Annotated in this window: 20 protein-coding genes; 11 read left to right on the plus strand and 9 right to left on the minus strand. The window is 69.1% G+C overall.

Annotated features, from left to right (window positions below):
* Positions 1-70: 70 nt before the first annotated feature.
* Both QMG61_RS12440 and QMG61_RS12445 read right to left on the minus strand, forming a co-directional pair.
* On the minus strand, positions 71-499 hold the full coding sequence (locus tag QMG61_RS12440; protein ID WP_283494641.1) for a DUF1761 domain-containing protein: 429 nt from the start codon (positions 497-499) through the stop codon (positions 71-73).
* Positions 500-663: 164 nt separating this feature from the next.
* On the minus strand, positions 664-2,550 hold the full coding sequence (locus QMG61_RS12445; protein ID WP_283494642.1) for a thioredoxin domain-containing protein: 1,887 nt from the start codon (positions 2,548-2,550) through the stop codon (positions 664-666).
* Between the two features lie 81 nt (positions 2,551-2,631).
* On the opposite strand from QMG61_RS12445, the gene QMG61_RS12450 reads away from it, so the two are divergent.
* Positions 2,632-3,063, plus strand: a complete 432-nt coding sequence (locus QMG61_RS12450) for a hypothetical protein (RefSeq protein WP_283494643.1) — start codon at positions 2,632-2,634, stop codon at positions 3,061-3,063.
* Positions 3,064-3,083: 20 nt separating this feature from the next.
* Here the strand turns inward: QMG61_RS12450 and pnuC are convergent, their stop codons facing one another.
* From pnuC to QMG61_RS12465, 3 genes are all read right to left on the minus strand, one after another.
* A complete protein-coding gene (pnuC, locus tag QMG61_RS12455; protein ID WP_283494644.1) occupies positions 3,084-3,764 on the minus strand; it encodes a nicotinamide riboside transporter PnuC in 681 nt (226 codons plus the stop codon).
* A gap of 78 nt (positions 3,765-3,842) precedes the next feature.
* Positions 3,843-4,676, minus strand: a complete 834-nt coding sequence (locus tag QMG61_RS12460) for an aldo/keto reductase (protein WP_283494645.1) — start codon at positions 4,674-4,676, stop codon at positions 3,843-3,845.
* 54 nt (positions 4,677-4,730) lie between these two features.
* Positions 4,731-5,450, minus strand: coding sequence for a helix-turn-helix transcriptional regulator (locus QMG61_RS12465; protein ID WP_283494646.1), 720 nt, complete (start codon positions 5,448-5,450; stop codon positions 4,731-4,733).
* Positions 5,451-5,719: 269 nt separating this feature from the next.
* Here QMG61_RS12465 and QMG61_RS12470 point away from each other — a divergent pair, with 269 nt between their 5' ends.
* From QMG61_RS12470 to QMG61_RS12505, 8 genes are all read left to right on the plus strand, one after another.
* Positions 5,720-6,418, plus strand: coding sequence for an AfsR/SARP family transcriptional regulator (locus QMG61_RS12470; RefSeq protein WP_283494647.1), 699 nt, complete (start codon positions 5,720-5,722; stop codon positions 6,416-6,418).
* A 237-nt stretch (positions 6,419-6,655) separates the two neighbouring features.
* Positions 6,656-9,085 (plus strand): hypothetical protein, encoded by a 2,430-nt coding sequence (locus QMG61_RS12475; protein WP_283494648.1) that lies wholly within the window; start codon positions 6,656-6,658, stop codon positions 9,083-9,085.
* Complete coding sequence (locus tag QMG61_RS12480; protein WP_283494649.1) at positions 9,082-10,344, plus strand: hypothetical protein; 1,263 nt, start codon at positions 9,082-9,084, stop codon at positions 10,342-10,344. The genes QMG61_RS12475 and QMG61_RS12480 overlap by 4 nt, the downstream gene beginning before the upstream one ends.
* 21 nt (positions 10,345-10,365) lie before the next feature.
* Complete coding sequence (locus QMG61_RS12485) at positions 10,366-10,821, plus strand: hypothetical protein (RefSeq protein WP_283494650.1); 456 nt, start codon at positions 10,366-10,368, stop codon at positions 10,819-10,821.
* A complete protein-coding gene (locus QMG61_RS12490; RefSeq protein WP_283494651.1) occupies positions 10,818-11,948 on the plus strand; it encodes a hypothetical protein in 1,131 nt (376 codons plus the stop codon). The genes QMG61_RS12485 and QMG61_RS12490 overlap by 4 nt, the downstream gene beginning before the upstream one ends.
* A 43-nt stretch (positions 11,949-11,991) precedes the next feature.
* Complete coding sequence (locus QMG61_RS12495; protein ID WP_283494652.1) at positions 11,992-15,387, plus strand: D-Ala-D-Ala carboxypeptidase family metallohydrolase; 3,396 nt, start codon at positions 11,992-11,994, stop codon at positions 15,385-15,387.
* A gap of 68 nt (positions 15,388-15,455) precedes the next feature.
* On the plus strand, positions 15,456-19,367 hold the full coding sequence (hrpA, locus tag QMG61_RS12500; protein ID WP_283494653.1) for an ATP-dependent RNA helicase HrpA: 3,912 nt from the start codon (positions 15,456-15,458) through the stop codon (positions 19,365-19,367).
* Positions 19,368-19,389: 22 nt separating this feature from the next.
* Entirely contained in the window at positions 19,390-20,400 is a 1,011-nt protein-coding gene (locus tag QMG61_RS12505; protein ID WP_283494654.1) for an aldo/keto reductase family protein, read from the plus strand.
* Between the two features lie 108 nt (positions 20,401-20,508).
* On the opposite strand, the gene QMG61_RS12510 is transcribed toward QMG61_RS12505, so the two are convergent.
* From QMG61_RS12510 to QMG61_RS12525, 4 genes are all read right to left on the minus strand, one after another.
* Entirely contained in the window at positions 20,509-21,309 is an 801-nt protein-coding gene (locus QMG61_RS12510; RefSeq protein ID WP_502847036.1) for an amino acid ABC transporter ATP-binding protein, read from the minus strand.
* The gene (locus tag QMG61_RS12515; protein ID WP_502847037.1) at positions 21,306-22,322 is read right to left on the minus strand and encodes an amino acid ABC transporter permease; all 1,017 of its coding nucleotides are present in this window, start codon (positions 22,320-22,322) and stop codon (positions 21,306-21,308) included. The genes QMG61_RS12510 and QMG61_RS12515 overlap by 4 nt, the downstream gene beginning before the upstream one ends.
* Before the next feature lie 3 nt (positions 22,323-22,325).
* Positions 22,326-23,213, minus strand: a complete 888-nt coding sequence (locus tag QMG61_RS12520; RefSeq protein ID WP_283494655.1) for an ABC transporter substrate-binding protein — start codon at positions 23,211-23,213, stop codon at positions 22,326-22,328.
* A gap of 197 nt (positions 23,214-23,410) precedes the next feature.
* Entirely contained in the window at positions 23,411-24,259 is an 849-nt protein-coding gene (locus QMG61_RS12525) for a sulfurtransferase (RefSeq protein WP_502847038.1), read from the minus strand.
* A gap of 66 nt (positions 24,260-24,325) precedes the next feature.
* On the opposite strand from QMG61_RS12525, the gene QMG61_RS12530 reads away from it, so the two are divergent.
* Positions 24,326-25,534, plus strand: a complete 1,209-nt coding sequence (locus QMG61_RS12530) for an MFS transporter (protein ID WP_283494656.1) — start codon at positions 24,326-24,328, stop codon at positions 25,532-25,534.
* Between the two features lie 176 nt (positions 25,535-25,710).
* A complete protein-coding gene (locus tag QMG61_RS12535; RefSeq protein ID WP_283494657.1) occupies positions 25,711-26,622 on the plus strand; it encodes a hypothetical protein in 912 nt (303 codons plus the stop codon).
* Positions 26,623-26,650: the final 28 nt, after the last annotated feature.

Below are 26,650 nucleotides of genomic sequence, written 5' to 3' on the forward strand. Positions count from 1 at the left end.
GGCAGGCCGGGAAATGCGCCCGGCCACAGCCCCGACCGGCGACCGTGGCCGGGCGCCGCCTGGAGCGGGTCTACTGGGCGCTGATGCCGAACAGTCCGATGATGAGGGCCATCAACACCAGGGTGACCAGCTCGTGCACAAGGTTGAGCAGGGTGAGGCCCCAGGGGCGACGGTCGAAGGCGTCGTGAGTCGCCATTCGGGCGGCGGTGAATCCGGCCCAGAGGATGATCGCGGTCAGCAGCGAGTTCGCGAGAAAGCTGCCGCCATAGAAGTTCTGGGCGATCGCAGCGGCGCCGGCCAGCACCCAGGCGGTGATGAAGCTGACGATGACGGTGAGGATGAGCGGGGCGGCCGCACCGGTGCGCATGCTCTCCTCGTCGTGACCGACGGCCTTCATCCAGTAGGTGCCGAAGGCCCGGCGGGAGTACCAGATCGAGCCGACGACCATGCTCGACACCGTTGCGAGCAGCACTGCCCACATGTTGATTTCGGGAACCATGGTGAATCCTTTCGGCGGGCTCCTCGGTGGGAGCGGGTGGAGCCTGTGCTGTGTGTTCGACTGCGCCCATTGTCGTCCCGCCCGGCCGGTCAGTCGACCCCGGCATCCCCGTCGCAGGGGCGGTCGGAACCCCGCCAATGTCGGGGCCCGAGCCCCGCAGGGAGCTAGAGGTCGCCCGGCCCGTCAAGGTCGGCCGGGTCGGTCACGGGAAGGTGGCAGACGAAGTCCCGGCACAGGTAGGCAGCGGTCTGCCCCGCGCGGGCGGTGCGGTCGCGGAACAACTCGAAGCCGGCCTCAGAGAATGCCCGCGCCTGGTCCTCCGTGACCGCGGCGACGAGCCCGGTCCCCCGGCGCCGCGCGGCGGCGAGCAGCCCGGTGGGAGCGGCGCCGGGCGAGACGACGACGAGCTGTTCGATGGGGGCCAGAAGCTCGGCGCTCAATCGCAGGGCCGCACCGAAGGCGAGCGGACGGGCCGGAAGATGTCCGGCCAGAGCGGCCATCCCGGATTCTGCCGCGGTGAGGTAGCGGGCTTCGGCGGTGAGCAGGTGGAGCTGTCGGGCCGCCCCGGCGATCGCGGTCAGCCCCGACGGATAGGCGCCCTCCGACGGGTCGACGGCGAGGTCCCTGCCCTGCGCCGCCAGCACCGGATCGGCGCCGTTCGGAACCCGGAACGGTTCCGCCGGAGCCCGCAGCGTCGCGTCGACGAGGCGACGCGCCGCGATCGCGTAGCGCACCTCCCCCGTCGCCAGCGCCAGCTCGAGGAGCCCGCGGGCGAACATCCCGTAGTCCTCCAGGGTGGCCCGCGCTCCCGAGACGCGCCCCGAAATCGAGGCCCGCACCAGGCCGACCCGGCCGGGCGCGAGATCGACGACATGCTGGTCCAGAAGCTTGTCGGCCGCGCGCACCGCAGCCGCTTCGAGGCTGGGGTCGTCGAAGGCGAATCCGGCCCGGGCGAGGGCCGCGATGGCCAGGCCGTTCCACCCGGTGAGCACCTTCTCGTCGAGCGCGGGCCGCGATTGCTCTGCCCTGGCCTCCTCGTCGAGGCCGTAATAGCCGCCTTCGACGCGTTGGCCGTTGACGGTGCTCTCGGAATCCTGGGCGCTGGCGAAGCCGCCGCCCGGCAGCTCCAGCACGGAGGTGAGGAAGCGTGCGATCCCCTCGGCTACGGCCCTGGCCCACGCTTCCCCGGTGAGTTTCCAGGCCTGGGTGTACAGGTCGAGGAGCTGGGCGTTGTCGTAGAGCATCCGTTCGTAGTGCGGGTCGCTCCAGTCCCGGTTGACCGCGTAGCGGAAGAAACCACCCTCGATGGGATCGCGCAGCGGCGAGGCGCCGAGTCGCTTGAGGGTGCGCAGGGCGACGTCCCGTCCGGGCGCGCGCGCACCGTCGGGTCCGTCGGCGCGGTCCAGCAGGAAGCCGAGGGCCGGCGCGACGGGGAACTTCGGGGCACCGCCGAAGCCGCCGTGGACCTGGTCCTCCTGGGCGACCAGCGCCGCAGCGGCCCGGTCGAGCGCCGCCGGATCCAGCCGCGGTCCGGCGGCCCTGCCCTGCTCGGATGCCGCGACGAGCGCCTCGGCAACCAGGTTCGCGCTCTCGGTGACCTCGGCGCGGCGGGTGGTCCAGGCATCCGTCACCGCCTCGAGCACCTGCCGGAACGACGGATGCCCCGCCATCGGCTGCGGCGGAAAGTAGGTTCCCGCGTAGAACGCCCGGCCCTCCGGCGTGACGAACACGTTGAGCGGCCAGCCCAGGCCATCGACGAACGCGCTGGCGGCGGCCAGGTAGGCGGAGTCGACGTCCGGGTGTTCCTCCCGGTCGACCTTGACGCTGACGAAGTGGGCGTTCAGATAGGCGGCCAGGTCCGGGTCGCTGAAGCTTTCGCGCGCCATGACATGGCACCAGTGGCAGGTCGAGTACCCGATCGACACGAGCACGGGAAGATCGCGGGCCCGCGCTTCCGCGAAGGCCTCCGCGCCCCAGCCCTGCCAGTCGACGGGATTGTCGGCGTGGGAGCGCAGGTACGGGCTGATCGCATCGGCAAGTCGATTGGACATGCCTCCATTCTGCGCCGGACGCCCCGGCTGGACCTCCTCTTCGGGGGTGGATAGGGTGAATATGACGATTAGGGGCTTCGCGTGACTCTGAAGAACGTGGCCGACCGACTCGAGTCCGCTGCCGAGTCCGATCCCGGACTACTCATCGCGCTGCGTGCCGCCTACCGCGGCCGCCACGATGTGCAGGATGCCCTGTGGTGGCGGGCGCATCCGCTCAGCGAGAGCCCGGGCGGTCACTCCGACCCGCTCGCCGACCTCGACGATCCGGGCCATGAAGAGCGGGAACTCTCCCTCCGGTTAGCCCAGGATGCCGAGGCCCTCGACCAGGTTCTGGTCAGTTTCCGCGACTGGCCCGGGGCCGACGAGGACGCCACTCCCGACCAGGCCCGGCCTGCGCGCATCGCCCCGGAGATCCCGCCGCAAAGCGCACCCCACAGTTCCCTGCTCGTCGCCGGCGCAGCCACGGTCGGCCTCCTCCTCGGCGTGGCCGTGCTCGCGCTCGTCACCGCGTAGGCACGGTCAGCCCCGGCCGGTCAGCCCCCGCCGGTCAGCTCCTGGCTCACCAGGGCCTGTCGACGGCGTTGCACGCGCATCCAGACGAAGAATCCGAAGATCGTGAACGCGCCATAGAAGAGATAGAGGATGGCGGACGCGTAGTAGCCGGCGCTGATCAGCAACGGCACGCCGACGATGTCGACGGCCACCCAGATCAGCCAGAACTCGGTCCAGCCCTTCGCCATGCCGTAGGTGGCCAGCAGCGAGCCGGTGAAGATCCAGGCATCCGCCCAGACCGGCTCGAACGATCCCAACGCCCTGAAGATCGGCGTGAGAATGAGGGTGCCGGCGACGAGTCCGAGTCCGAGCAGGATTCGGGTGCGGTTGCCTGCCCAGTGCGGGGCGACCGCGACGCGCGTCTTCTCCTTGCGGGCACGGGACCACTGGACCCAGCCGAAGATCGAGACGACGATGAACATGATCTGCCGCCCGGCCTGACCCAGCAGGTTGACCGGGTTGGGGGTGCCGAACACGGCGCCGAGGAACACCGTGAACAACAGGGCGTTTCCGGCGATGCCCACCGGCCAGGCCCAGACCTTGCGGCGCATGCCGCCGACCGCGCTCATGATGCCGAAGGCGTTGCCGATCACTTCGCGCCAGAGAATGGTCTGGGTGCCGATCTGAAGCTGGGCGTCGAAGAGCCACTCAATCGGATTCATCGGTCATCTTCCTGGCCGGGGCTCGTTCCCCCGTCGTCAGCCAATCTACCGCGACCACCCGGCTGTTCCCCGGGGAGGCTAGTTCACGTCGTTGGGGTGTGCGCTCACTCGGCCCGCTCGCTCGAGTGCGGAGATCGTGCTCATGTCGGTGCGGCTGAGTTCGAAGTCGAAGACGTCGAGGTTCTCGACCATGCGATCGCGCCGGTTCGACTTCGGAAAGACGATGTTGCCGGCCTGCAGGTGCCAGCGAATGACGACCTGCGCGGGAGTCTTCCCGTGGGTCTCGGCCGCGACGGTGACGACGGGCTCGTCGAAGAGCGGGTACTTGCCCTGGCCGAGCGGCCCCCAGGCCTGCACCTGGATGCCGTGGGCGCGGGTGAACTCGGTGACCTCGGGCTGCTGGTGCGCCGGGTGCAGTTCGATCTGGTTGACGGCCGGCACGATGTCGGTCTCGCCGAGCAGGCGGCCCAGGTGCGGCGCGAGGAAGTTGGAGACACCGATCGACCGGGCGCGGCCGGACTCGCGGATCTTCTCCAGGGCCTTCCAGCTTTCGACGTAACGGTCTTTGGCGGGTGTGGGCCAGTGGATGAGGTAGAGGTCGACGTAGTCCAGGCCGAGACGTTCGAGGCTCTCGTCGAAGGCGTCGAAGGCCGACTCGGTGCCCTGCTGGTCGTTCCACAGCTTGGTCGTGACGAACAGGTCGGAGCGGGGGATGCCGGACTCGGCGAGCGCGGCGCCGACGCCCTCCTCATTGCCGTAGATCGCGGCGGTGTCGATGTGCCGGTAGCCGACCTGGAGCGCGTCCGAGACGATCCGGGTGGTCTCCTCCGGTTCGACCTTGAACACGCCGAAGCCGAGCTGCGGAATGGTGTGGCCGTCGTTGAGCGCGAGGGTGGGAACTGGAGTCGTCATGCGCACCACCCTAGGCGTCCGAATTGAACGGCGCCTGACTGGTTTCGCCGTTCGCTACTCCGTGGGCGCCGTGGCCCAGGAGCCGCTCAACCGCACCTGGCACAGCTCCGGGCCCACGAAGGGACGCAGCTCGGTGCCCTCCGGGTCGTGGCCCAGGCTCTCGGCAATGCCGCGGATCAAGCCGAGGTGCACGGAGCAGATCACCTCGGGAGCCTGCCGGGCGTCGGCCCGGAACGGGCAGGCGAGCAGGTTGATCACCGGCGGCGCCTTGGGCGCGGGAGCCTCCTCGTCCGCCGTCTCATCGGTGACCGGGACCTCGATTTCCGGGTCGAAACCCAGCCGGTCAAGAATGCGCACGAGCGGCCGGGCGCCCTCCCCCGCGCTCTCCCGCAGCTCGTCGGCGAACGTTGCCGACCAGTTCTCGCCCGCCCGGATCGCCCTGGCCCGGCCGCCGTCGGCGTCCTCGGCCAGCGCGCCGGCCAGGGCCTGGCTCAGGTCGTGTTTGGCCTCGTCCTCCCGGGCGGCCGGCCCGGCGGTGAAGAGGATGCGCGGACGCCCGCGGGTGCCCGTGCGCATGGCGGCACGCCGGATCAGCCCCGCACCCTCCAGCTGTTCGAGGTGGAACCGCACGGTCGTGATGTGCAGCTGCACGTTCGCGGCGACATCCGCGGCATCGAGCGCGTCGTCCGAGTCCATCAGAAGTTCCAGCACCTGCCGGCGCGCGTCCGACGCGAGAGCCGCATGACGGTCACCGCGCGCATCGAGTGCATCCATAACTTTAAGAGTAACATTGTGCGCTCAATTCCTCGCGGGAGCGGGGGTTGACCTTTACCGGAATGCTGGCCACAGTAGAAAAGATCACAACTGCGGTGACGGGCCGCGGGGCAGGATCCGTTCCTCGATTCCTGTCGCGTGACACCCCGGCGCCCGGGAACCAGAGCGCCGAATGACGAGCGCGCGCCAAGGAGCATCCTCCACCGGAGGCTCCAGAACCAACGGACAGTGGCACGGAGATGGCGAATCCGGAACGAACGATATCCATCGTGGGAGGCCTGGGGCTCTTTCCCGCGGCGCGCCTGACCTTGCCCGCACGACGAGTTCTGGCCTTCCTCGCCCTCCATCCCACGTCGGTCTCTCGCGCAATTGCCGCCGGGAGGCTCTGGCCGGATCAGGAGGAGACCCTCTCCCGCGCCAACCTCCGCCGCTCCCTGTGGCAGTCCCCACCTGGCTGGGTGGTGACGGACGGCGACGATCTGCGCCTTGATGCGAGCGTCGATCTGGCACTGGCCCGATCCGTCGCGGCCTGGGCACTCGACGGGGGCGAATTGAAGCTCTCCGAGATCGCCCTGCTCTCCGAGGACCTCCTTCCGGGCTGGCACGAAGAGTGGGTTCTCGGAGCTCAGGACGCGTTCCGCCTTCTCCGGGTTCAGGCACTCGAAGCCGCGTGTCGCACGATGGCGACCCGGGGACACCATGCCCTTGCGACCCAGGCCGGTACGGCAGCGCTGGCGGCGGAACCGCTGCGGGAGTCGGCGGCCGCTGCCCTCGTGCGTGCGTATCTCCTCGAGGGGAACCGCTACGCGGCGGCCCGGTGCTTCCACGACCTCGCGCAGAGTCTCCACGCGGAACTGGGCGTGGCCCCGAGCCCGGCGCTCTGCGCGGCGCTCGACGGCGTCGACCTCGAACCGGAGCGGGATCGAGGCCCAGGCCCAGGCCGGAAGAGCGACCGGCACCCTTCCTGATCTCGACCGGCCGGACGGCAGGCGGACGGCAGCCGGACGGCGGCCGTCATGACGGCCGGACTCGCCCACTCACACGGCGTGCACGCCCTCGCCACGGCGGTCGGCGGCCACGCGGATGTCTGCGCCACAACATCCGGTCGGTCCACGGTCGCTCGCAGCCACGAGTCAGGACGCCGCGAATGGTGCACTGGGTGGAGCCCAGATCCGGCTGGGCCCCGACCGGGATGGAGCCGCGACATGTCAACGATCCAGGAGCCATCAGCCCTCGCCGAATGGGAAAACGGCCCCTTTTCCGAGGCCCCGTTCGCCGAGGCGGAATCCGACCGAACGGCCGAAACCGCGCCCACGCCGGTCGGTTTCCTGCCCTGGGCGGAGGCGTCGTGGGCGGAGAATCTCAGTCCCTTTGCCGAGCCGGAGACGGATGGGACGCCGACCGACGAGGCGGAACTCAGGCTCGCCGAGGCATTCGCCGAGCTTCGGGATGAATTCTTCGACGAAGCGGTCGACAACCTCGTCGCCGAGACCGAGGACGTGATCGGTCAACGCTTCGCCGACGAGTCGTCGAGCACCGCAGGCCCCGAGAAGGAACGTCTGGGCGGCGCACACCTCTCCCCGATCCAGTTCGAGGCCGAACGGTATCTCGATCGCCTCACCGACGGCCTGGCCGGTCTCGATGTCGAGTCGCTCGATGAAACCGGCCTGAACGAGATGCTGGACCGCTTCGACCCGGAGGCCGCGCCGCTGTCGCCGGCCGGGGAGGAATTCCTCGGATCGCTCATTCGCAAGGCGAAGAGCGCCGTCAAATTCGTGGCGAGAACGGCCAAAAGGGTCGGCAAGGCGGCGGGTGGTCTCCTGGCCGGAGCGCTGAAACGGTTGCGGAAGCTGGTCGCCCCTCTCCTGCGGCGAGTGCTCTCGTTCGCCATCGGTCGCCTTCCTGCGCCGCTGCGTGCGCCGGCCAGGCTTCTGGCGGGCAAGATCTTCTCCGAACAGGAGTCCTCAGGCCAGGCAGAGGCCGCCGAAGAGGATTTCGCCTCCTCCCCCGCCCAGGCCACCGACACCGAGGCCCTCTCCGAATCGTTCGACGCGGCACTCGCGGAGGCGATGGTCGGGGATGAGGCGATCACCGCCGAACTGGAAGCCCTCACCGGTGACGAATACGAACAGGAGGGTCCGCTCGAGAGCCACGAGTTGGAACTCCTCGCGGAGGCACGCGCAAAGCTCATCGACACGCTGTCCGCGGCCGGGGACGGTGAAGACCTCGCACCCGCCGTCGAACAGTTCGTGCCGGCGCTGCTCGGCGCGCTCCGGCTGGGGATCAACCTCGTGGGCCGGCCCCGGGTGGTCGGGTTCCTGGCCCGGTACCTCGCCCGGCTCATCGGCCGCTGGGTCGGACCAAAGTTGTCGGGTCCGCTGTCGTCGGCCATCGTGGACACCGGACTTCGACTGATCAGTCTCGAGCAACCCGAACTCGAACGCGACAACGAAGCCGTGGCGTCGCTTCTCGCGGCCACCGTGGAAGACACCGTGCGCCGGCTGGCCGAGAACGAGGACTACATCTTCGAAAACGAAGACCTGATGCAACTCGCCACAGCCGAGGCCTTCGAGCGTTCCGTCGCCACGAACTTCCCGCCCAGCCTGGTTCGCCGGGGCCTCCCGCCGGCACCGTCGATCGCGGGTCGGTTCGTGACGAGACGACCGCGAAGCGCTCGCCCCTATCGTCGGTTCAGCCGGATGCCGGAGGTCGAGATCTCGGCCTCCGTCGCCGAACGGATCACCAGCTTCGGCGGGGTCACCCTGGGCGCGACCCTGCGCGCAGCCGGAGCCGGTTTCCCGCTCCGGGCTCGGCTGCACATCTTCGAGGCGACGATCGGCACCTCGTTACGGCGGATTGCCGCCCTCGAGCGTGGGCGCCTCGGCGGCTCCAAGATCTCATCTACTCGGCTGCACCCGCTGACCCCGACCGCCGCAGGGCTGCTCCTGAACGAGCCGGCACTCGGCGTACGCGTGGGCGCCGCCTTCCTGCAGAGCCGAGCGCGCGTCGCCGCCGGCCAGCGTTTCTACTACCTCGAGCCGATCGCCGGTGGCGCGCCGACGGTCACGCCCGTCGCAGCTCGGGCAGGAACCCCGAGCCAGGGCTGGATCGTCGCGGACACGATTCGGTCGCGCATCGTCGTCGCCCTCTATTTCTCTGAGACGGATGCGCAGACCATCGCCGCCGGCGTGCGCGCGGGGCGCCCGGCCGCGGCTCTGCTCCCGGCCCTGACGGCCGCCTACGACGGCGTCGCACGATCCTTCGGCACTCCGTCCGGACGGGTCCGAATCGTCAAGGAAACGGTGGCCGGCGAGGAGTTCTTCGGTTCGGTCGCCGGGCGGCTCCTCCCCCTGGTCATCACCCAGTTGCGCCGGGTCATCCGCAGTTGGTTGCTCCCCTTGCTCGCCACCTGGATGCGGGAACGATCCGCCGAGTTCGGGCGGGCGAGCGCAAGTCCAGGCGACGGCGTGACGATCACCGCGACCTTGTCCGGAGTGCCGGGGATGAGCGTGCTCCGGGACGCCCTCAACGGCAAGCTGGGACTCGGCACGCTGCACACGGTCGCGTCCGGGGCAGCGTTCAAAGGCACCCCTGCCGGGGTCGTCACCGTGCAGGCAGGTGTGCACCGGCCATGAGCATCCTGCCTTCAGCCGCCGCGCGCCTCGCGGCCGACGACCTGGAACGCCAAATCGCGCATTGGCGAGCCGCGGCATCGACCTTCCGCGACGCCGAGGAGTTCGCCTCCGAGCAGGCCTGGCGCGGCGTCGAGGCGCACACCGGTTTGCCGTTGCGGCGCCAGCTCGCGAGCATGGTGACCGAGCTCATCGACATGGGGCGGGCAACCCAGGCCACCTGCCGGTCCGCCCGCCATCATCCGGAGGAGCTGGTCGTGGCGGCGCGGGCCGTGCAACAGTATCGTCGCCGCTACGCCCAGGTTGAGGTGACGCTGGACTTCTTCGGCGATGCGGTGAATTCACGCACCAGTCCACAGTTGCGTTCCGCACTGCAAACCTTGGACCGTCTGGCAGCCGAGAGCATGACCCCGGTCCTCACCCGTGCCGGGCATCCGCCGATTCCGGTCCTCGTCTACCTGGACAAGGGGATGGGCGCATCGATCCTGCGCGCGGGCATCCGGCTCTGGACCCCGGGGAGCATCAACCCCGTCGCGGCCATCAAGATCGTGCGCCACAATCTCTATCGACCGACATCCCTGTTCCACGAATCCGGCCACCAGGTAGCGCACCAGACCGGATGGACCCAATCGTTGCGGGGCGCCGTTACCGCGGCGCTGGAGGGTGACCCCCCGTTGCAGGCCATGTGGGCTCCCTGGAGTTCCGAGATCGCGGCGGATGTCTTCGCGTTCCTGCACACGGGGTACGCCTCCGTGACCGCCCTCTACGATGTCGTGGGCGACTCGCGCACGATTCTCCGCTGGCCGGTCGGCGACCCTCACCCCGTCGGCTACCTGCGCACCCTGCTCGGCTGCGCCCTGTGCCGCCGGGCCTTCGGCCCCGGGCCCTGGGACTCGCTGGAAGACGCCATGGTCCTCTCACACCCGACCGACCGGACCGACCCCACCGTGCGAACCCTGCTCGACCGGTCTCGAGGACGGCTCGCCGAAATCGCCCGGGCCTGCCTGGACTCCCCCGTCCCCGGCCTGCACGGGCGGCCGATGACCTCGGTGCTTGATCCCGGCCGAGTGTCGCCGAGCGCCCTCGCCGACCTCGAGCGCGGTGCCGGCACCTCCCTCTGGGTCTCCCCGCACTGGCGCAGAACGGAAGGGATCCGTCTGATCGCCCTGGCGGGCCTGAGAGAGGCGGAGCACCCGCTTGACGCGGCCGGATGGATCGACCGCGCCAGAACCTGGATGACCACGGAACCCCTGGCCGCCTAGACCACCACGATCGGAGGAACGATGTCCAACCCAGCGAATTCCGGCGCAGCGAAGCCGTCGGCCAGGTCTCTGGCCACTGCCTACGCCGAAATCGACAAACTCAAGGAACACAACGAGCGCCTGGCCGAGCAATTGCAGGTCCTCGGCGGGTTCGGCACCCTTATCAGCACCCTGGACAACGGTCTCGGGAGCCTGGTCGGCGAATTGCAGCCGCTGCGCGACCTCGCCCGGGCCGCGGCCGGCACCGAACCGCCCGGCACGCCCCTGGACGAGTGCGCGTCGAACCGGCTTCGCAGCATCCGCGCCTCACTGGACCGGGTCAGAAGCGACACCTACCAAAGCACGCTCAGCGAGGAGGACGTGGGATTTCTCCACGACACCCCCGAGGGACCGTACCCGTGCGGCCCCGGCAGGGAGACGCACGGAGCCGCCTCCACACTCAACCGGTACAGCTCAGGAAGTGGAGCGGCATCATGATTCCGCAGCTCGTTCGCACGCTGGTCAACCCCCCTGGCGGCCAGACCGCGCTCACCCCGGCCGATGCCGCGGCGAAAGTGCTCGGCGCCGATCCGTTCGATCTCGCACTGTACCTGGAGCAGGTGTGGGACGCCGCGAACGTGTGGGCGCCGAACGGCGCACCGGCCGGCCCGGCCCGGCGGGCCCTCTGGTCGACCGCTGAGTTCTTCGGCTACACCCCGGCCGTCAGCCCTGCCTGGGATCACCTCGGCTACGCCTACCTGCTCGAGAACACTCGGATGGCGCAGATCATGCGCCGAGTGGTGCAGTCGTTCCGCTCCGGAGAGGGGTTGGGCGTACCGTCGGTGGCAACCCAGCGCTGGCTCGATGCGACGGAATCGCTCCTGTTCGGTGCCGCCAACCCGGTGTCCGCCTGGCTCTCAACGAGCAGCGTGCGACCGGACCCTGAGGCCGTACGCCGGAACGCCTACTGGCGCCTGTTCGGGATGAACCTCGCCTTCGGCACCGACGACAACAAGCCGTTCGTTTACGATCGTGCCGCCGCGACGAACACCACCTTCGTTCCGCTGCTCGAGGAGCTCCTCTACGAGGTCTGGCAGGCCATGACCAACCTGCGCAACCTGTCCGGGGTGAACTCGGCCGACGACGACCGAATCTACCGGCTGGCCGAACAGCTCCGATTCGTGCTGCGCTCGCGGCGCCAGAAGGCGGTGCTGGCCCGTGAGGAGCTGGTCGCCTGCACGGCACTGGGCTGGCTGAGTCTCAGCCTGGACAGCAACACGCCCGTCGTCGTCGACCTGCGGGCACAGGCCACGAGCCCGGCCGACCGGCTGCGAATCATCGGAGAACGCGTCGGCCTCGCCCCGCACAGCAGATCGTCCGCGCTCATCTCGATGGCCGAGGAGCTGTCTCTGCTCCTGCGCACCCTCGAGGCCAACATCATCACCGGCCCGCAATTCGCCTGGGTGCTCTACGCATCCACCGCCCCCCTCGGCTCGACGGTGACACCACTGGGCCCAACCAGTCGACGAGTGATCACGGAGTGGTCGGCAGCCACCGGGCGGGACCTCAAGGCCCGGAAGTCTCCCGTCGCGGTGCAGGCTCGTCAGCTGGCCGGGGCCCGGTAGCCGCCGGGCGCCCCCTCGAATCGGCGAAAGGCGAGTGAGGACAATGGATGAGTCACACCCGGGGAGAACCCCGGCCCAGTGGACGGAGTGGGGTTACGAGTCGCCGTTCGCCGAGACACCCACCCCGTTCGGCGCCGTCGTCGCCGAACGGGAGGCCGAAGCCTTCGACCCGTTCGACGCGGGCGAAGCCCTCGATACCGGCGAGGCGTTCGATACCGGCGAGGCGTTCGAGGCCGGCGAGGCGTTCGAGGCCGGCGAGGCGTTCGACACCGGCGAGGCGTTCGACACCGGCGAGGCGTTCGATACCGACGAGGCGTTCGAGGCCGACGAGGCGTTCGACACCGGCGAGGCGTTCGAGGCCGACGAGGCGTTCGACACCGGCGAGGCGTTCGAAGGGTTGGACACATTCGAACCACCGCAGCCGGCTGCGACCGGTCCGACCTTCGAGGGAGAGGGATTTCCCTCGGGCCTCGTCCTGACCGCCGGATCGGGCGCCACCGGGCCGGGTCAGGAGCATTGGGATCCGCATGGCACCGGCCTCCCCCTCCTCGAGACGGGCCCGATGATGCGAAGCCGACGGCTGTCGGCCAACTTCACCGTCGGCGAACTCGTGCGAAGCGGCGGCCGGTACGCGGATGTTGCACGCATCTCCCCCGCACTCGTGCGACTCCTGCAGGGCATGCGCGACCGCGGCGGCCACGCCGTCCGAATCACCTCCGGCTACCGATCCTGGGCGCGGAACACGCAGATCTACGCCGGCTACGGCAAGAAGGCGACGTTGAGTCGGCACTGCTCCGGCCAGGCCGCGGACATCCGGATCAGCGGAATGTCGGGTCTGGATATCGCCAGGCTCGCGATCGACGTCGGCGGCGCCGAGATCGGCGTGGGCATCGGCGGCAGCTATGCGCACATCGACGTTCGCGGCGTGCGAGCGCGCTGGACCTATCTGAGCGGCGACGCGGGTCGCCGCGCCCTGGCCGCCATCGCCGACCATCGACCGGCGAGGCCCGGCACGGGAACCGTGCCGCCGGCACCGAGGCCGGTGCTGCCCGGGCCGGCGACTCCCGGCGTGACTCCGGGCGGCCACCTGATCGTGGCGCGACATCCGTTGCTTTCGGGGCATGCCGGCTCACCGCCCGACCTCGTGCTCGGCTGGAACGCGATGTCCCGCCCGGCGGCGATTGACGTCGTCGTGCACCTGCACGGCTTCTCCGCGAGCCGGGACCGGATGAACCTGCTGCAGGAGATGCTGCCGATCAGCGGTCTCGACCTGAGCGGTCCGACCGGGGCCGGCCGCACCCGGCCCACCCTGACCGTGCTGCCGCGGGGACATTACTACGGTGGCGAGAGCGGGAAGGGCTACTCCTTCCCCGGCCTCGTCGCCCCGGGCGCCCTGGCCCGCCTGGTGACGGATGCCCTCGCCCGTTTCGCCGCGCAGACCGGTGTTCGCGCGCCGGCAGGGCGGCTCATCCTGACCGCGCACTCCGGCGGCGGGTCAGCGCTGACCGCGATCCTCGCGCACACCGACCCGGACGAGGTCTACATCTACGACGGACTCTACGGTTCGGGGGCCGCGGTGAGCACCTGGGCGATCCGGCGGATCTCCCGGGACGTCGCGTTTCCGCAGCAGACACCTCCCGCCCTGCGCATCTTCTATCGCGCCGGCTCGGTAAAACACCCCGGCACCCAGCCGCACAGCGAGGCGGTGGCCAGGGCCCTCTGCGGGACCCTCGCTTCCCCGCTCGTGCCGTCGCGTCTGCGCGACCGCTTCCGGGTCGAACTGACAACGGTCGGTCACGGCGACATCCCCCGGCGGTACGGCCGGCTTCTGCTCTCCGACCCGGGTGCCGACGTGCCGCAAACGACCCGATTCGACTGCTCCTCACCGCGCCGCGGGCCGCGGTCCGGCGAGTTCGAGAACTTCACCGAGTTCGAGGACTTCAACTCCGAGGACTTCACCGAGTTCGAGGACTTCAACTCCGAGGACTTCACCACAGAGGATTTCGAAGCAGAGGATTTCGAAGCAGGTGAGCGTGAAACCGAAGAGTCCGGCCCCGAAGGGTACGGCCCCGAATCATTCGAATCGGACAACCTCGAACCGGAAGGCCTCGCCCAGGAGAACTTCGAGGAGGAAGGTCTCGAACCCGAAGACTTCGAACCCGAAGACTTCGAACCCGAAGACTTCGAGCTTGGAGGTCTCGAAGCCGAGGACTTCGAACCGGAGGGCTTTGAACCAGAGGGCTTCGAACCCGAGGGCTTCGAGAACGAGGACTCCGAATATCACGAGAGCGCGGAGCGCTTCGAAGGCTTCGAGGGCTTCGAGGGCTTCGAGAACGAGGAATTCCCCTCCGGCGCGAAACTCCGGATCGTCACCGGTGCCACCGGTCGGAACCTGGAGCACTGGGACCCGAACAACACCGGCCTTCCGTTGCTGGAGACCGGTGCCGCCCAGCGCGGACTGAAGCTCTCCGCGAACTTCACGGTCGGCGAACTGGTCACCAGCGGCGGTCGGGCCGACGATCTCGCCCGCATCTCACCGGCCCTCGTGCGCCTGCTGCAGGCGATCCGGGACAAGGCCGGCCGGCCGGTGCGGATCAGCTCCGGGTACCGGTCCTGGAAACGCAACACGGCGGTCTACCGTGCGCGCGGCAAGAAGCCCACCCTGAGCAGGCATTGTTCCGGTCAGGCGGCCGACATCACCATCCGGGGACTCACCGGCCTCGAGATCGCCAAGCTCGCGCTCGATGCGGGCGGGCCGTCCCTCGCAATCGGGATCGGCCGCACCTTCGCCCACGTGGACGTGCGCGGCACCTGGACCGTCTGGAATTACCTCGGCGGCAGTGCCGGCCGCGCGCTCGAGGTCGCCGCAGCCGCGCATCGGGCCGCACTCCCCGCAGGTCCCCGCCCGACGAGTCCGCCGACCGTAAACGGTCAGCCGCATCCCAGCACGCCGACGACCCCGGCCCTCCCCACAACCCCCGCACCGGTCATGACCGCCGGCGGGAACCGGGCGGCCGGACGGGTGCCGTATCAGATTGCCACCTCCGACTCCGGTGGTCCCCAGCCGGGCGCACTCGCCCTGCGCGCGCATTGGCGACGCACGACAGGCCTCCAGAAGGTCGGGATCTACGTGGCCCGCGATATCCGTGGACACCCGGGAAAGCGGTCGGTGCACTCGGAGGGGCGTGCCCTCGACCTCTATGCGCGAGCCGATGACCCCGCCCAGCGCGCGATCGCCGAGGCTTACATCGCCTGGCTGATGGCTCATGCCGTCGAATTGCAGTGCGCGTACATCATCTGGAACCACAGGCAGTGGAGCTGGCAGCGGCGCAACCAGGGTTGGCGGGCATACCGCGGAGTGAGCCCACACACCGACCACGTGCACGTTGAACTCTCCTGGGAGGGCGCACTGGCCCCGAGCCGACTTTTCGGAGGCTGAACCGCTGGTCCGTCGCGAAGCAGCGGGGCATCCGGGCGGTCCCCCGCTTGGAATACGATGGAAGGCTCATGATCCCCGTCGTCATCACCTTCCCGCCCGAACTCCCGGTCAGTCAGCGCCGCGAGGATATCGCGCGCGCCATCCGCGACAACCAGGTGGTGATCATCGCCGGCGCGACCGGCTCCGGCAAGACCACCCAGCTGCCCAAGATCTGCCTCGAGCTGGGTCGGGAGAACATCGGCCACACCCAGCCCCGCCGCCTCGCCGCGCGCACCATCGCCGAGCGCATCGCCGAGGAACTGGGCCAGGAGGTCGGCCAGACCGTCGGCTACCAGGTGCGCTTCACCGACCAGGTCGGGCCGGACACCCGGATCAAGCTGATGACCGACGGCATCCTGCTCAACGAAATGCACCGGGACCGGCTGCTGCAGAAGTACGACACGATCATCATCGACGAGGCGCACGAGCGCAGCCTCAACATCGATTTCCTGCTCGGTTACCTGCGCCAGCTCCTGCCGCAACGCCCGGACCTCAAGCTCATCATCACCTCAGCGACGATCGACCCGCAGAGCTTCGCCGAACACTTCGCCGCCACCGACGGCACGCCCGCCCCGATCATCGAGGTCTCCGGCCGCACCTACCCGGTCGAAATCCGCTACCGCCCGCTCGTCGCCGAGGCGATGGAAGACGACGACCTGACGGATGCCGCGCCCACCGTGGACCGCGACTACATCGAGGGCATCTCTGCCGCCCTCGACGAGCTCGACCGGGAGTCCAGCGGTGACGTGCTCGTCTTCCTCAGCGGTGAGACCGAGATCCGTGACGCCGCCGACGCGCTGCAGGGCAAGTACGCCTCCTCCGGGCAGACCAGCCCCACCGAGATCCTGCCGTTGTACGGTCGGCTCTCCTCCGCCGACCAGCACAAGGTGTTCCAGCCGTCGAAGGTCGCCGGCGTGCGGCGGCGCATCGTGCTCGCCACCAACGTGGCGGAGACCAGCCTGACCGTTCCGGGCATCCGTTACGTCATCGACGCCGGCACCGCCCGGATCAGCCGCTACAGCGTGCGCTCGAAGGTGCAGCGGCTGCCGATCGAGGCGATCTCGCAGGCATCCGCGAACCAGCGTTCCGGCCGAAGCGGCCGCACCAGCGACGGCATCGCGATCCGGCTCTACTCGGAGGAAGATTTCACCCGTCGTCCCGAGTACACCGAACCGGAGGTGCTGCGCACCAACCTGGCCGCCGTCATCCTGCAGATGATCTCGCTCGGCCTCGGCGACATCGCGGCGTTCCCGTTTCTCACCCCACCCGACTCCCGCGGCATCAAGGACGGGCTCGACCTGCTCGCCGAACTCGGCGCGGTCGCCCCCGGCACCGGCGGCAGCAACGCCGGCGGAGGGGTGTCCAAGCTCACCCGGATCGGCCAGCAGCTCGCGAAACTGCCCATCGACCCCCGATTCGGCCGTATGGTGATCGAATCGAAGACGCAGGCGGTGAGCCGCGAGGTGATGGTGATCGTCTCGGGGCTGACGATCCAGGACCCCCGCGAACGACCACTCGAACGCCGCGCGCAGGCCGACCAGCAACACGCCCGGTTCACGGACCCGACCAGTGATTTTCTGTCCCTTCTCAACCTCTGGAACTACCTGGAGACTCAGCAGAAGGAACTCGGATCGAGCGCGTTCCGCCGCCTCTGTAAGAACGAGTTCCTCAACTACCTCCGGGTGCGAGAGTGGCAGGACGTCTACAAGCAACTCCGGCAGATGGCCAAGCCCCTCGGCCTGGCTGTGCTTGATTCGACAGCTGGCGGCGGCCCGAGCGTGAACCCCGACGGCATCCACCGCTCGCTGCTGGCCGGGCTGCTCTCCCACATCGGCCTCAAGGACACCGCCAAGAAGGACTACATCGGCGCGCGGCAGCAACGCTTCGTGATCTTCCCCGGCTCCGCACTGGCAAAGAAACAGCCCAATGCGGTGATGAGCGCCGAACTGGTCGAGACCAGCCGCCTGTTCGCCCGGATGAACGCCGTCGTGGACCCGGCCTGGGCCGAACCCCTGGCCGGCGACCTGTGCAAGCGCAGCTACTCCGAACCGCACTGGGAGAAGAAGCAGGGCGCCGTTGTCGCCTACGAGAGAGTCACCCTCTACGGGGTGCCGATCGTGCCGCGCCGCCGAATCCAGTTCTCCCGGGTCGACCCGGCCTACGCGCGCGACCTGTTCATCCGGCATGCCCTCGTCGAGGGCGAGTGGGACCTCGACCGCGTCGACCAGCGGGTCACCGCCTTCGACCGCGCGAACAAGAAGCTACGGGCCGAGCTGGCCGAGCTGGAGGAACGCACCAGACGCCGCGACATCCTCTTCGACGACGAGGCCGTGTTCGAGTTCTACCAGAAGCGCATCCCGGCCGACGTCTGCTCCACCCGCACCTTCGAGACCTGGTGGCGTCAGGCCAGGGCGGCGACGCCCGATCTGCTCACGATGACGGCCGAGGCGCTCGTGCCCGAGGACGCGCCGGAGATCGACGAAGAGGTCTTTCCCCCGGTCTGGCACCAGGGCGACCAGCGTTTCAGCCTGAGCTACCGGTTCGAACCGGGCGAGGAGGACGACGGTGTCACCGTGCAGATCCCGCTGGCCCTGCTGGCACGGCTCTCCCCCGCCGGCTTCGACTGGCAGGTGCCCGGGCTCCGCGCCGACCTCGTCACCGCCCTGATCAAGTCGCTGCCGAAGAGCATCCGGCGCAACGTCGTGCCGGCCGCCGACTGGGCCGCACGCCTGCTCACCGAGCTTCCGCCGGCACCGGGAGCCCCGGTCGGGGCCGCCGGGGCGGACTCCGCCACCGGCGCGTTCTACTCGACGGCCTCGGTGGTCGACCCCGCCGAGACCGCATTCACCGCCACCCTCGCGGCGCTGATCCAACGCCTCACCTACGTTCCGGTCACCGCCGGGGACTTCGAACTGGACCGCGTCGCGGCCCACCTCAGGATGACGTTCCGGATCGTCGACGAACGCGGCCGCCCCGTGGCCTCCGGCAAAGACCTGATCGAGCTGCAACGCCGGCTCGGCAGCCGGGTCCGCGAAAGCGTGGCGAAGGCATCCGCGGCCACCCCGACAAATGCGATCGAGCGCACCGGCCTGACCACCTGGGACTTCGCCGAACTGCCCCGATTCATCGACACCCGACAGGGCGACAACACGATCCGCGGCTACCCGACCCTGATCGACGAGGGTCAGTCGGTGTCGATCCGGATGATGAGCACCGAGGCGGAACAGGCCCGCACCCTGCCCGGCGGGGTGCGCCGGCTGCTCCTGCTCGCCACCCCGTCGCCGGTCGCCTACGTGCAACAACACCTCACCGGAGCCGAGAAGCTCAGCCTCGCCACCAGTCCGTACCGGTCGACCCAGGCACTCTTCGACGATTGTCTGGCGGCGAGCGTCGACGACGTGCTCTACCGGGTCAAACCGGGTGGCCAGGTCTTCATGAAGGCCGAGTTCGACACCATCCGCGACCGGGTGTCCGGTGTCGTGATGGACTCGATGTTCGAGACTGTCGGGCTCGTCGCCCGCATCCTCACCGCGGCCAGGTCCGCCGACAAGGCGCTCAAGGCATCCACCAGCATGGCGCTGCTGCCCGCGTTGACGGATGCCCGCAGCCAGCTGGCCGGGCTGATCTACCCCGGTTTCGTCAGTGCGGCCGGCCTCGCCCAGCTCCGCCACCTGCCGCGCTATCTCGGCGGGATCAGCTCCCGCATCGTCAAGCTGGGCGACAACCCGAATCGTGACCGGGTCTGGATGAACGAGAGCCAGGCCGCCACGACCCGCTACCAGGATGCCGGCGGCCGGATCCCCCTGGCGCCCGATTCCCCGGCGAACCTGGTGCGCGCCCGCTGGATGATCGAGGAGTTGAGGATCAGCCTGTTCGCGCAGGAGCTGAAGGCCGCGGAATCCGTCTCCCTGCAGCGCATCCACAAAGTACTCACCGGATAGATCTCAGTCGTAGGCTGAGGGCATGGAATTCCGTTACCTCGGCAACTCAGGCCTGAAAATCTCCGAAATCACCTACGGCAACTGGCTCACCCACGGTTCGCAGGTCGAGAACGACGTCGCCACGCAGTGCGTGCAGGCCGCGCTCGACGTGGGAATCACCAGCTTCGACACGGCGGACGTCTACGCCAACACGCGGGCGGAGTCCGTGCTCGGCGAGGCCCTCACCGGCCAGCGCCGGGAGAGCCTGGAGATTTTCACCAAGGTCTACTGGCCCACGGGACCGGCCGGCCACAACGACTCCGGGCTGTCCCGCAAGCACATCATGGAATCGATCAACGGATCGTTGCGCCGTCTGAAGACGGACTACGTCGACCTGTACCAGGCTCACCGGTACGACACCGAGACTCCGCTCGAGGAGACGATGCAGGCCTTCGCCGACATCGTGCGTCAGGGCAAGGCCCTGTACATCGGCGTCAGCGAGTGGACGGGCGCCCAGATCAAGGCCGGCCACGCCCTCGCCACCGAACTCGGCATCGGGCTCATCTCAAGCCAGCCGCAGTACTCCATGCTCTGGCGGGTCATCGAGGATGAGGTCGTCCCGACCTCCCGTGAGCTCGGCATCGGCCAGATCGTCTGGTCCCCCGTCGCCCAGGGCGTCCTCACCGGCAAGTACAAGCCGGGCCAGGCCCCGCCGGCGGGTTCCCGCGCCACCGACACCAAGGGCGGCGCCGACATGATCAGCCGCTTCATGAACGACGACGTCCTGACCCGGGTGCAGAAACTCCAGCCGATCGCGGACGAACTCGAACTCTCGATGGCGCAGTTGGCCGTCGCCTGGGTTCTCCAGAACGACAATGTCTCCGCGGCCCTGGTCGGAGCCTCGCGCCCGGAGCAGGTGCGCGAGAACGTCAAGGCGGCCGGGGTGAAGATCCCGGCAGCGACCCTGGAACGCATCGACGAGGTGCTCGGCAACGTGGTCGAGCACGACTCCGCGATGACCTCGGCGACCGCTCCGCACACGCGTCCGTCCTAGGCCGAACAGGACCACGCGAAAATCGCCGGTTCCGCCGGGACCCCCGCTGGGCGGGGAGTCTCGGCGGAACCGGCGACGGTGGCAGCATCCGCCACCCGGGGGTTCCGGTTACAGGACCTTCGAGAGGAACGCCTGGGTGCGGCGGTGCTGCGGGTTGGTCAGGACCTGTTCGGGGTCGCCGGCCTCGACGACCACGCCGCCGTCCATGAAGACGAGCGAGTCGGCCACTTCCTTGGCGAAGCCCATCTCGTGGGTGACCACGATCATGGTCATGCCGGACTTGGCCAGCCCCTGCATGACGTCCAGGACCTCGCCGACGAGCTCAGGGTCGAGCGCGCTGGTCGGCTCGTCGAAGAGCATCAGCTTGGGCTCCATCGCCAGGGCCCTGGCGATGGCGACCCGCTGCTGCTGGCCGCCGGACAGGTGCGCCGGGTAGTAGTCGGCGCGTTCGGCCAGCCCCACCCGGGCGAGCAGGTCGCGCGCGCTCTGCTCGACCTGGGCCTTGGGCAGTCCCTTCACCCGGATCGGCGCCTCCATCACGTTCTGCAGGGCCGTCATGTGCGGGAAGAGATTGAAGCGCTGGAAAACCATGCCGATGTCCCTGCGCTGCTTGGCCGCCTCCTTCGGCGCCATCTCGTAGAGCTTGCCGTGGGTCTCCCGGAAGCCGATCAACTCACCGTCGACGCTCAACCGGCCGGCGGAGAGCACTTCGAGGTGGTTGATGCAGCGCAGGAAGGTGGACTTGCCCGATCCACTCGGACCGACCAGGCACATCACCTCTCCGCGCTTGACCTCGAGCGAGATGCTCTTCAGCACCTCGTTCGAGCCGAAGCTCTTCGAGACCTGTTCGGCCAGCACCATCGGCACGTCGGTACGGGGTGCCGTCGCGGGCGCGTTCACGTCGCTCATTGCTGACCTCCAGGTCGGTCCTTCGGTGGCGTGACGATGGCGGGCGGGTCGGATCCGATCACGGGAACCACCCCGGTGAAGGCGCCCGTGGCCGTGCCGGGGTCTTTCTTCTCCGGCTGGCGGTCGCCGACACCGCGGGCGAATCGCTTCTCCAGGAAGTGCTGGCCCACCATCAGGATCGAGGTGAAGAACAGGTACCAGAGCGAGGCCACGATGAGCAGCGGGATCGGGTTGAACGTCTCCGCGGAAATGTCCCTCGACCGGGTGAACAACTCGAAGCTGAACGGCACGGCCGTGACCAGCGAGGTGGTCTTCAGCATGCTGATGACCTCATTGCCGGTCGGCGGGATGATCACCCGCATCGACTGCGGCAGGATGACCCGCGTCATCGTCTGCGACCAGCTCATCCCGAGCGCGGTGGCCGCCTCCTCCTGGCCGCGGTCGACGGCCAGCAGACCGGCCCGCACGATCTCGGCCATGTAGGCGGCCTCATTGAGCGCCAGCCCGATGATCGCCAGGGTGAACAGGTTCAGCGCGGCCTGGGTCGGGAACGACACCCACGGCTCCATGAAGGGAATGCCGATGTCGATGCTCGTGTAGATCAGGGAAATCAGGCCCCAGATCGTCAGCTGCACGTAGACGGGGGTACCGCGGAAGACCCACAGGTAAAACCAGGCGATGCTCTTGACGACCGGGTTGGGCGAGAGGCGCATCACGGCGAGGATGACGCCGAGGATGATCGCGATCACCATCGAATACACCGTCAGCTCGAGGGTGACCAGGGCCGCCTGCGAGATCCGGCGATCGAAGATGTACTTGCCCACCGACGGCCAGTCATAGGCCGGGCGGAACGCGGCATCGACGAGGAGCAGGGCGAACACCACCACGATCACGACCGCGAACACCATGCGCCACGGGTGCCGCAGCCTGATCGCCTTGATCGGCACGGAGGCCGGTTCGGGCGCCGGCGGGGTTCTCCCCGCCGACGCGCCACTGTTTTCCGTGGTGCTCACGGGTTAACCGTTCGCGGCTGCGTTGATCGTGATCGTGTCGATGCCGCCGTCGGCGACACCCCACTTGGTGAGGATCTCACCGTAGGAGCCGTCGTCGACCATCGACTGGAGTGCGGCCTGCACGGCCTTGGTCAGGTCAGAACCCTTCTTGACGACGATGCCGTACGGGGCCACGTCGAAGGTTTTCCCGGCAACCTGGAGCTTGCCCTTGGTCTGCTCGATCGCGTACAGCGTGACGGGCGAGTCGGCGCTGAGGGCGTCGGCCTGGCCGAGCACGACCGCGTTGGTCGCGGCATCCTGGGTGTCGAACTTGAGCTTGTTGATCGGTTCCTTGCCGGCGGCGACGCAGGCGTCGCTCTTGGCCGGAACCTCGTCGGTGTCCTCGTAGGTGGTGGCCTGCACGGCGACCTTGAGGCCGCAGGCATTGTCGGGGTCGACGTCCTTGCCCACGGCGGAGGCCCACTGGATGCCGGCCGTGTAGTAGTTGACGAAGTCGACCTGCTTCTCGCGCTCGAGCGTGTCGGTGAAGGAGGACTCGCCGATGTCGGCCTTGCCGCCGGTGACGCTCGGGATGATGTTGTCGAACTTGGCGACCTGGAACTCGGCCGTCAGGCCGAGCTTGCCCGCGATGGCGCTGGCGATCTCGATGCCCCAGCCGATCGGCGCGCCGGCCTCATCCTTGAACTCGTTGGGTGCGTAGGTCGGGTCGGTGCCGATGACGAGCTTGCCGGTCGCGGCGATGTCCGCGGGGAGGAGGGCCGCGGCCTTGTCGTCCTTGGTCACGCTGGCGGTGGTGGAACCGCCGGTGGCCGGGGTGGAGTTGTTGACGCAGCCGGTGAGTACCAGGACGGTGACGGCGGCGAGAGCCGGGAGTAGGTATTTAGCGCGCATTGCTAGGCCTTCTTCATGTTTGTCGGATGTTGCGGGTTCGTCATTGAGGTCCGTAAACGGTTTGCGACAGATGTGAGCATATAACACCTCGCTGACGCGGATTCCGTGCGTAGATAACGTTTTGAGCCAACTATCCTGAGCGTCGGACCCACCCGTGACCAGTATGCCCACCTTGTGTTTCGGGCTGATTTCGCGGATTAATCCCTGGCCGCAGCGTCACCGGTCTCGACCGGGCGATCCGGCAGGTTCGACCATTGCGACCACGAACCCGGGTAGAGGTAGGGCACGAACCCGGCGATGGCCAGGGCCGCGGCCTCGTGCGCGGCGGTGATGCCGGAGCCGCAATAGACGCCGACGGGCCGCATCGCCCTCACGCCGAGTGCCTCGAACCTGGCGCGAAGCTCCTCGGCCGACAGGAAGCGTCCGTCCGGCGCGAGGTTGCCTGCGCTGGGCGCGCTGATCGCCCCGGGAATGTGTCCCGCCCGCGGATCGATCGGCTCGGTCTCGCCGCGGTAGCGGGCCGCGGCGCGGGCATCGAGCAGAACGCCGGTGCGGGCGATCGCGGCCGCGGTGTCCGCGTCGATGGTCGCGAGGGCGCCGTAGGCCAGGTGCACGGTTCCGGCCTCTGGGCGCGCGTCGTCGCCCGTTGCCAGGGGATGGCCCGCGGAACGCCAGGCGGCCAGCGCCCCGTCGAGAAGCAGCACGTCGCGCATCCCCGCGTGTCGCAGCAGCCACCATGCCCTGGCCGCCGACTGGGAACCGAGGTCGTCGTAGACGACGACGGTGTCTCCGTCGTGGAGGCCCCAGCGCCTCGCCGCAGCCTGCAGGTCGGCGATGGCGGGCAACGGATGCCGCCCGTCCTCGGGAGCGCCGTGCCCGGCGAGCTCGGTGTCGAGATCGACGTACACGGAGCCGGGGATGTGGCCGGCCAGGTGCTCCGCGAGTCCGGGCGGGCCGCCGAGCTTCCAGCGCACATCGAGAACCCGGATCTCGTCCCCTCCGTCCAGTCGACGGGACAGGTCATCGGCCGAGATCAGAGTGTGCACGTGTCAACGGTACCGGGTGCCGATCCGCTCGGGCGCAGGCATCCGCGGCGATAGGATTGAGTAATTGTGAGCAGCTACTGGACCCTTCTGAAAACCCCGGGCGTTGCTCGCGTCATCGCCGCACAGCTCACCGCTCGGTTCCCGTTCGGGATGCTCTCGCTCGCGTTCCTGATCCACATCGAGCGGGTCTACGATTCCTACGGCGCGGCGGGTCTCGTGCTCGGCGCGATGAGCATCGGCCAGGCCGTGGCCGGCCCTCTCACCAGCCGCCTGATGGGCCGCTGGGGTATGCGCCCGGTCATCGTCACCACCCTCGTGGTCTGCGCCGCCTCGATCATCGTGATGGCCCTGGTGCCCCTGGCGATCCCCTGGCTGATGGCCATCGGCCTGGTCGCCGGCCTCTCGACTCCCCCGATCCAGCCGGCCGTGCGCACCATCTACCCCAAGATCGTCAACTCCCGCCAGCTCACCCCGCTGTTCTCCCTTGACGCCTCCGCCCAGGAGATCATCTGGGTGCTCGGACCGGTCATCGCCACCTTCGTGGCCATCCAGGTCAGCTCGGTCGCCGGCATCCTGCTCGCGGCGGCATTCCTGATCGGCGGCGGCATCTGGTTCGTGGCCCTGCCGGAGGTCGGGCGGGTGCGCATCCCGCGCAGCCGACGCAAGATCGGCGCCGTACTCAAGCGCCCACCGGTCATGCTCAGCACCATCGTCGGTTTCATGCTGGTGGCGGCCTGCGCCGCGGTCGAAGCCGGCGTCGTCGCCGCGTTCGGCCACGGCAGCGCGGACTCCGGCTGGGTGCTCGGCATCTTCGCGGCGGGCTCGCTCGTTGGTGGCCTCGCCCTGGGGCACGCCCCGATCGGCCCGTGGGCTCTCTCCGGGCGGATGCTCATCGTCACGGTCGGTCTCGGGCTCGCCACGCTCGGGCTCAACTTCTGGTGGCTGGCGGGCACCCTGCTCCTCGCCGGCGTCGGCATCGCCCCCGCGTTCGCCGTGCTCTTCGGGATCGTCTCGGCCAGCGTCAAGTTCAGCGACACCGCGGAAGCCTACGGCTGGGTCGGCACCGGCCAGCTGATGGGCGCCGCGATGGGGTCGGCAATCGCCGGATTCATGATCGACCACAGCGGGGCCGGAGCGGCCATCCTCGTCGCGGCCGGTTTCGCGGCGCTCGGGACCCTGATCCCCGCGCTCGGCCGCCGCTGGCACCCCGACCTCCGAGGCCGCGACGCCAGCCCGATCCCGGACACCGCCCCGATCCAAATCCAGGTCTCCTAGCCCCGCCCCCCTCCCCGCCCTCTACCCCCGCCGAACTGTGAGTTCGACCCGGTTTTTCGGCCGAAAAGGGTGCTCTTCTCTCAGTTCGGCGAGGGCTGCGGGGCGGGGCGGGGCGGGGCGGGTGAGTCTGTGGAGAGATTCCGGCGCCCGGATGCGGCATCCGGCATCCTCTAGGCATGCAACCCGCAGAGCTCCCGCCCGAGTTTCGTGATGAGCCGTTCCTGGTCGGCCAGGCCAGGGACGCCGGGTTGAGCCGACGTCGGCTCGGCAGCCGGGATCTCGCCCGGCCGTTTCGCGGCCTTCGGGTCGCGGGGGGCGAGCCGACGACAGTCATCAAGCTGTGCGAGGCCTACGTCGCCCGGATGCCGCCCACCCACGTGTTCAGCCACCTCACCGCTGCAACGTTGCACGGGATGCCGCTCCCGCACTGGGCGTCGGCCGATCTCCGGTTGCACGTGACAGTGCCGGCCACGAGCCGCCCGCCTCAGATGCGGGGAATCGTCGGGCACCAGCTGCGAGCGAGCCTGATGGACGTCGAGCTGCACGCTGGCCTGCCGGTCACGTCGCCGCTTCAGACCTGGCTCGACCTCGGCACCCTGCTCTACCGAGGCGACCTCGTCGCGGCCGCCGATGCCCTGTGCGCCGGCCGGGAGCCGCGCTACACACCGCTGGATCTGCGCGTCGCCGCCGATGCTCTCGTCGGGCGACGCGGTTGTCGCCGACTGCGCGAGGCCGCTGCCTTCGCCCGCGCCCGGGTCGACTCCGCCAAGGAAACCGAGGTGCGCCTCCTCCTCCTCGACGCCGGGATCCCCGAACCGGTGGTCAACCTCGAGCTGACCGATGAGCACGGTCGCTTCGTCGCCCGGGTCGACCTGGCCTGGCCGGAGTGGCGGCTCTGCCTCGAGTACGAGGGCGACGGCCACCGCACGGACCGCGCGCAATTCCGTTCCGACATCACCCGCCGCGAACGCATCGAGGACCTCGACTGGCGGATGATCCGGGTCACCGATGACGACCTTCGAGGCGGTGGCCGCGAACTCATCCGCCGCGTGCAGTCCACCCTGACCAGCCGAGGCTGGCGCGGCTGACCCCTCCCACCCCGCACCACCCCACCCC

The sequence above is a fragment of the Cryobacterium sp. PH31-AA6 genome, assembly GCF_030063195.1.
In the GTDB taxonomy this organism is placed as follows: Bacteria; Actinomycetota; Actinomycetes; order Actinomycetales; family Microbacteriaceae; genus Cryobacterium.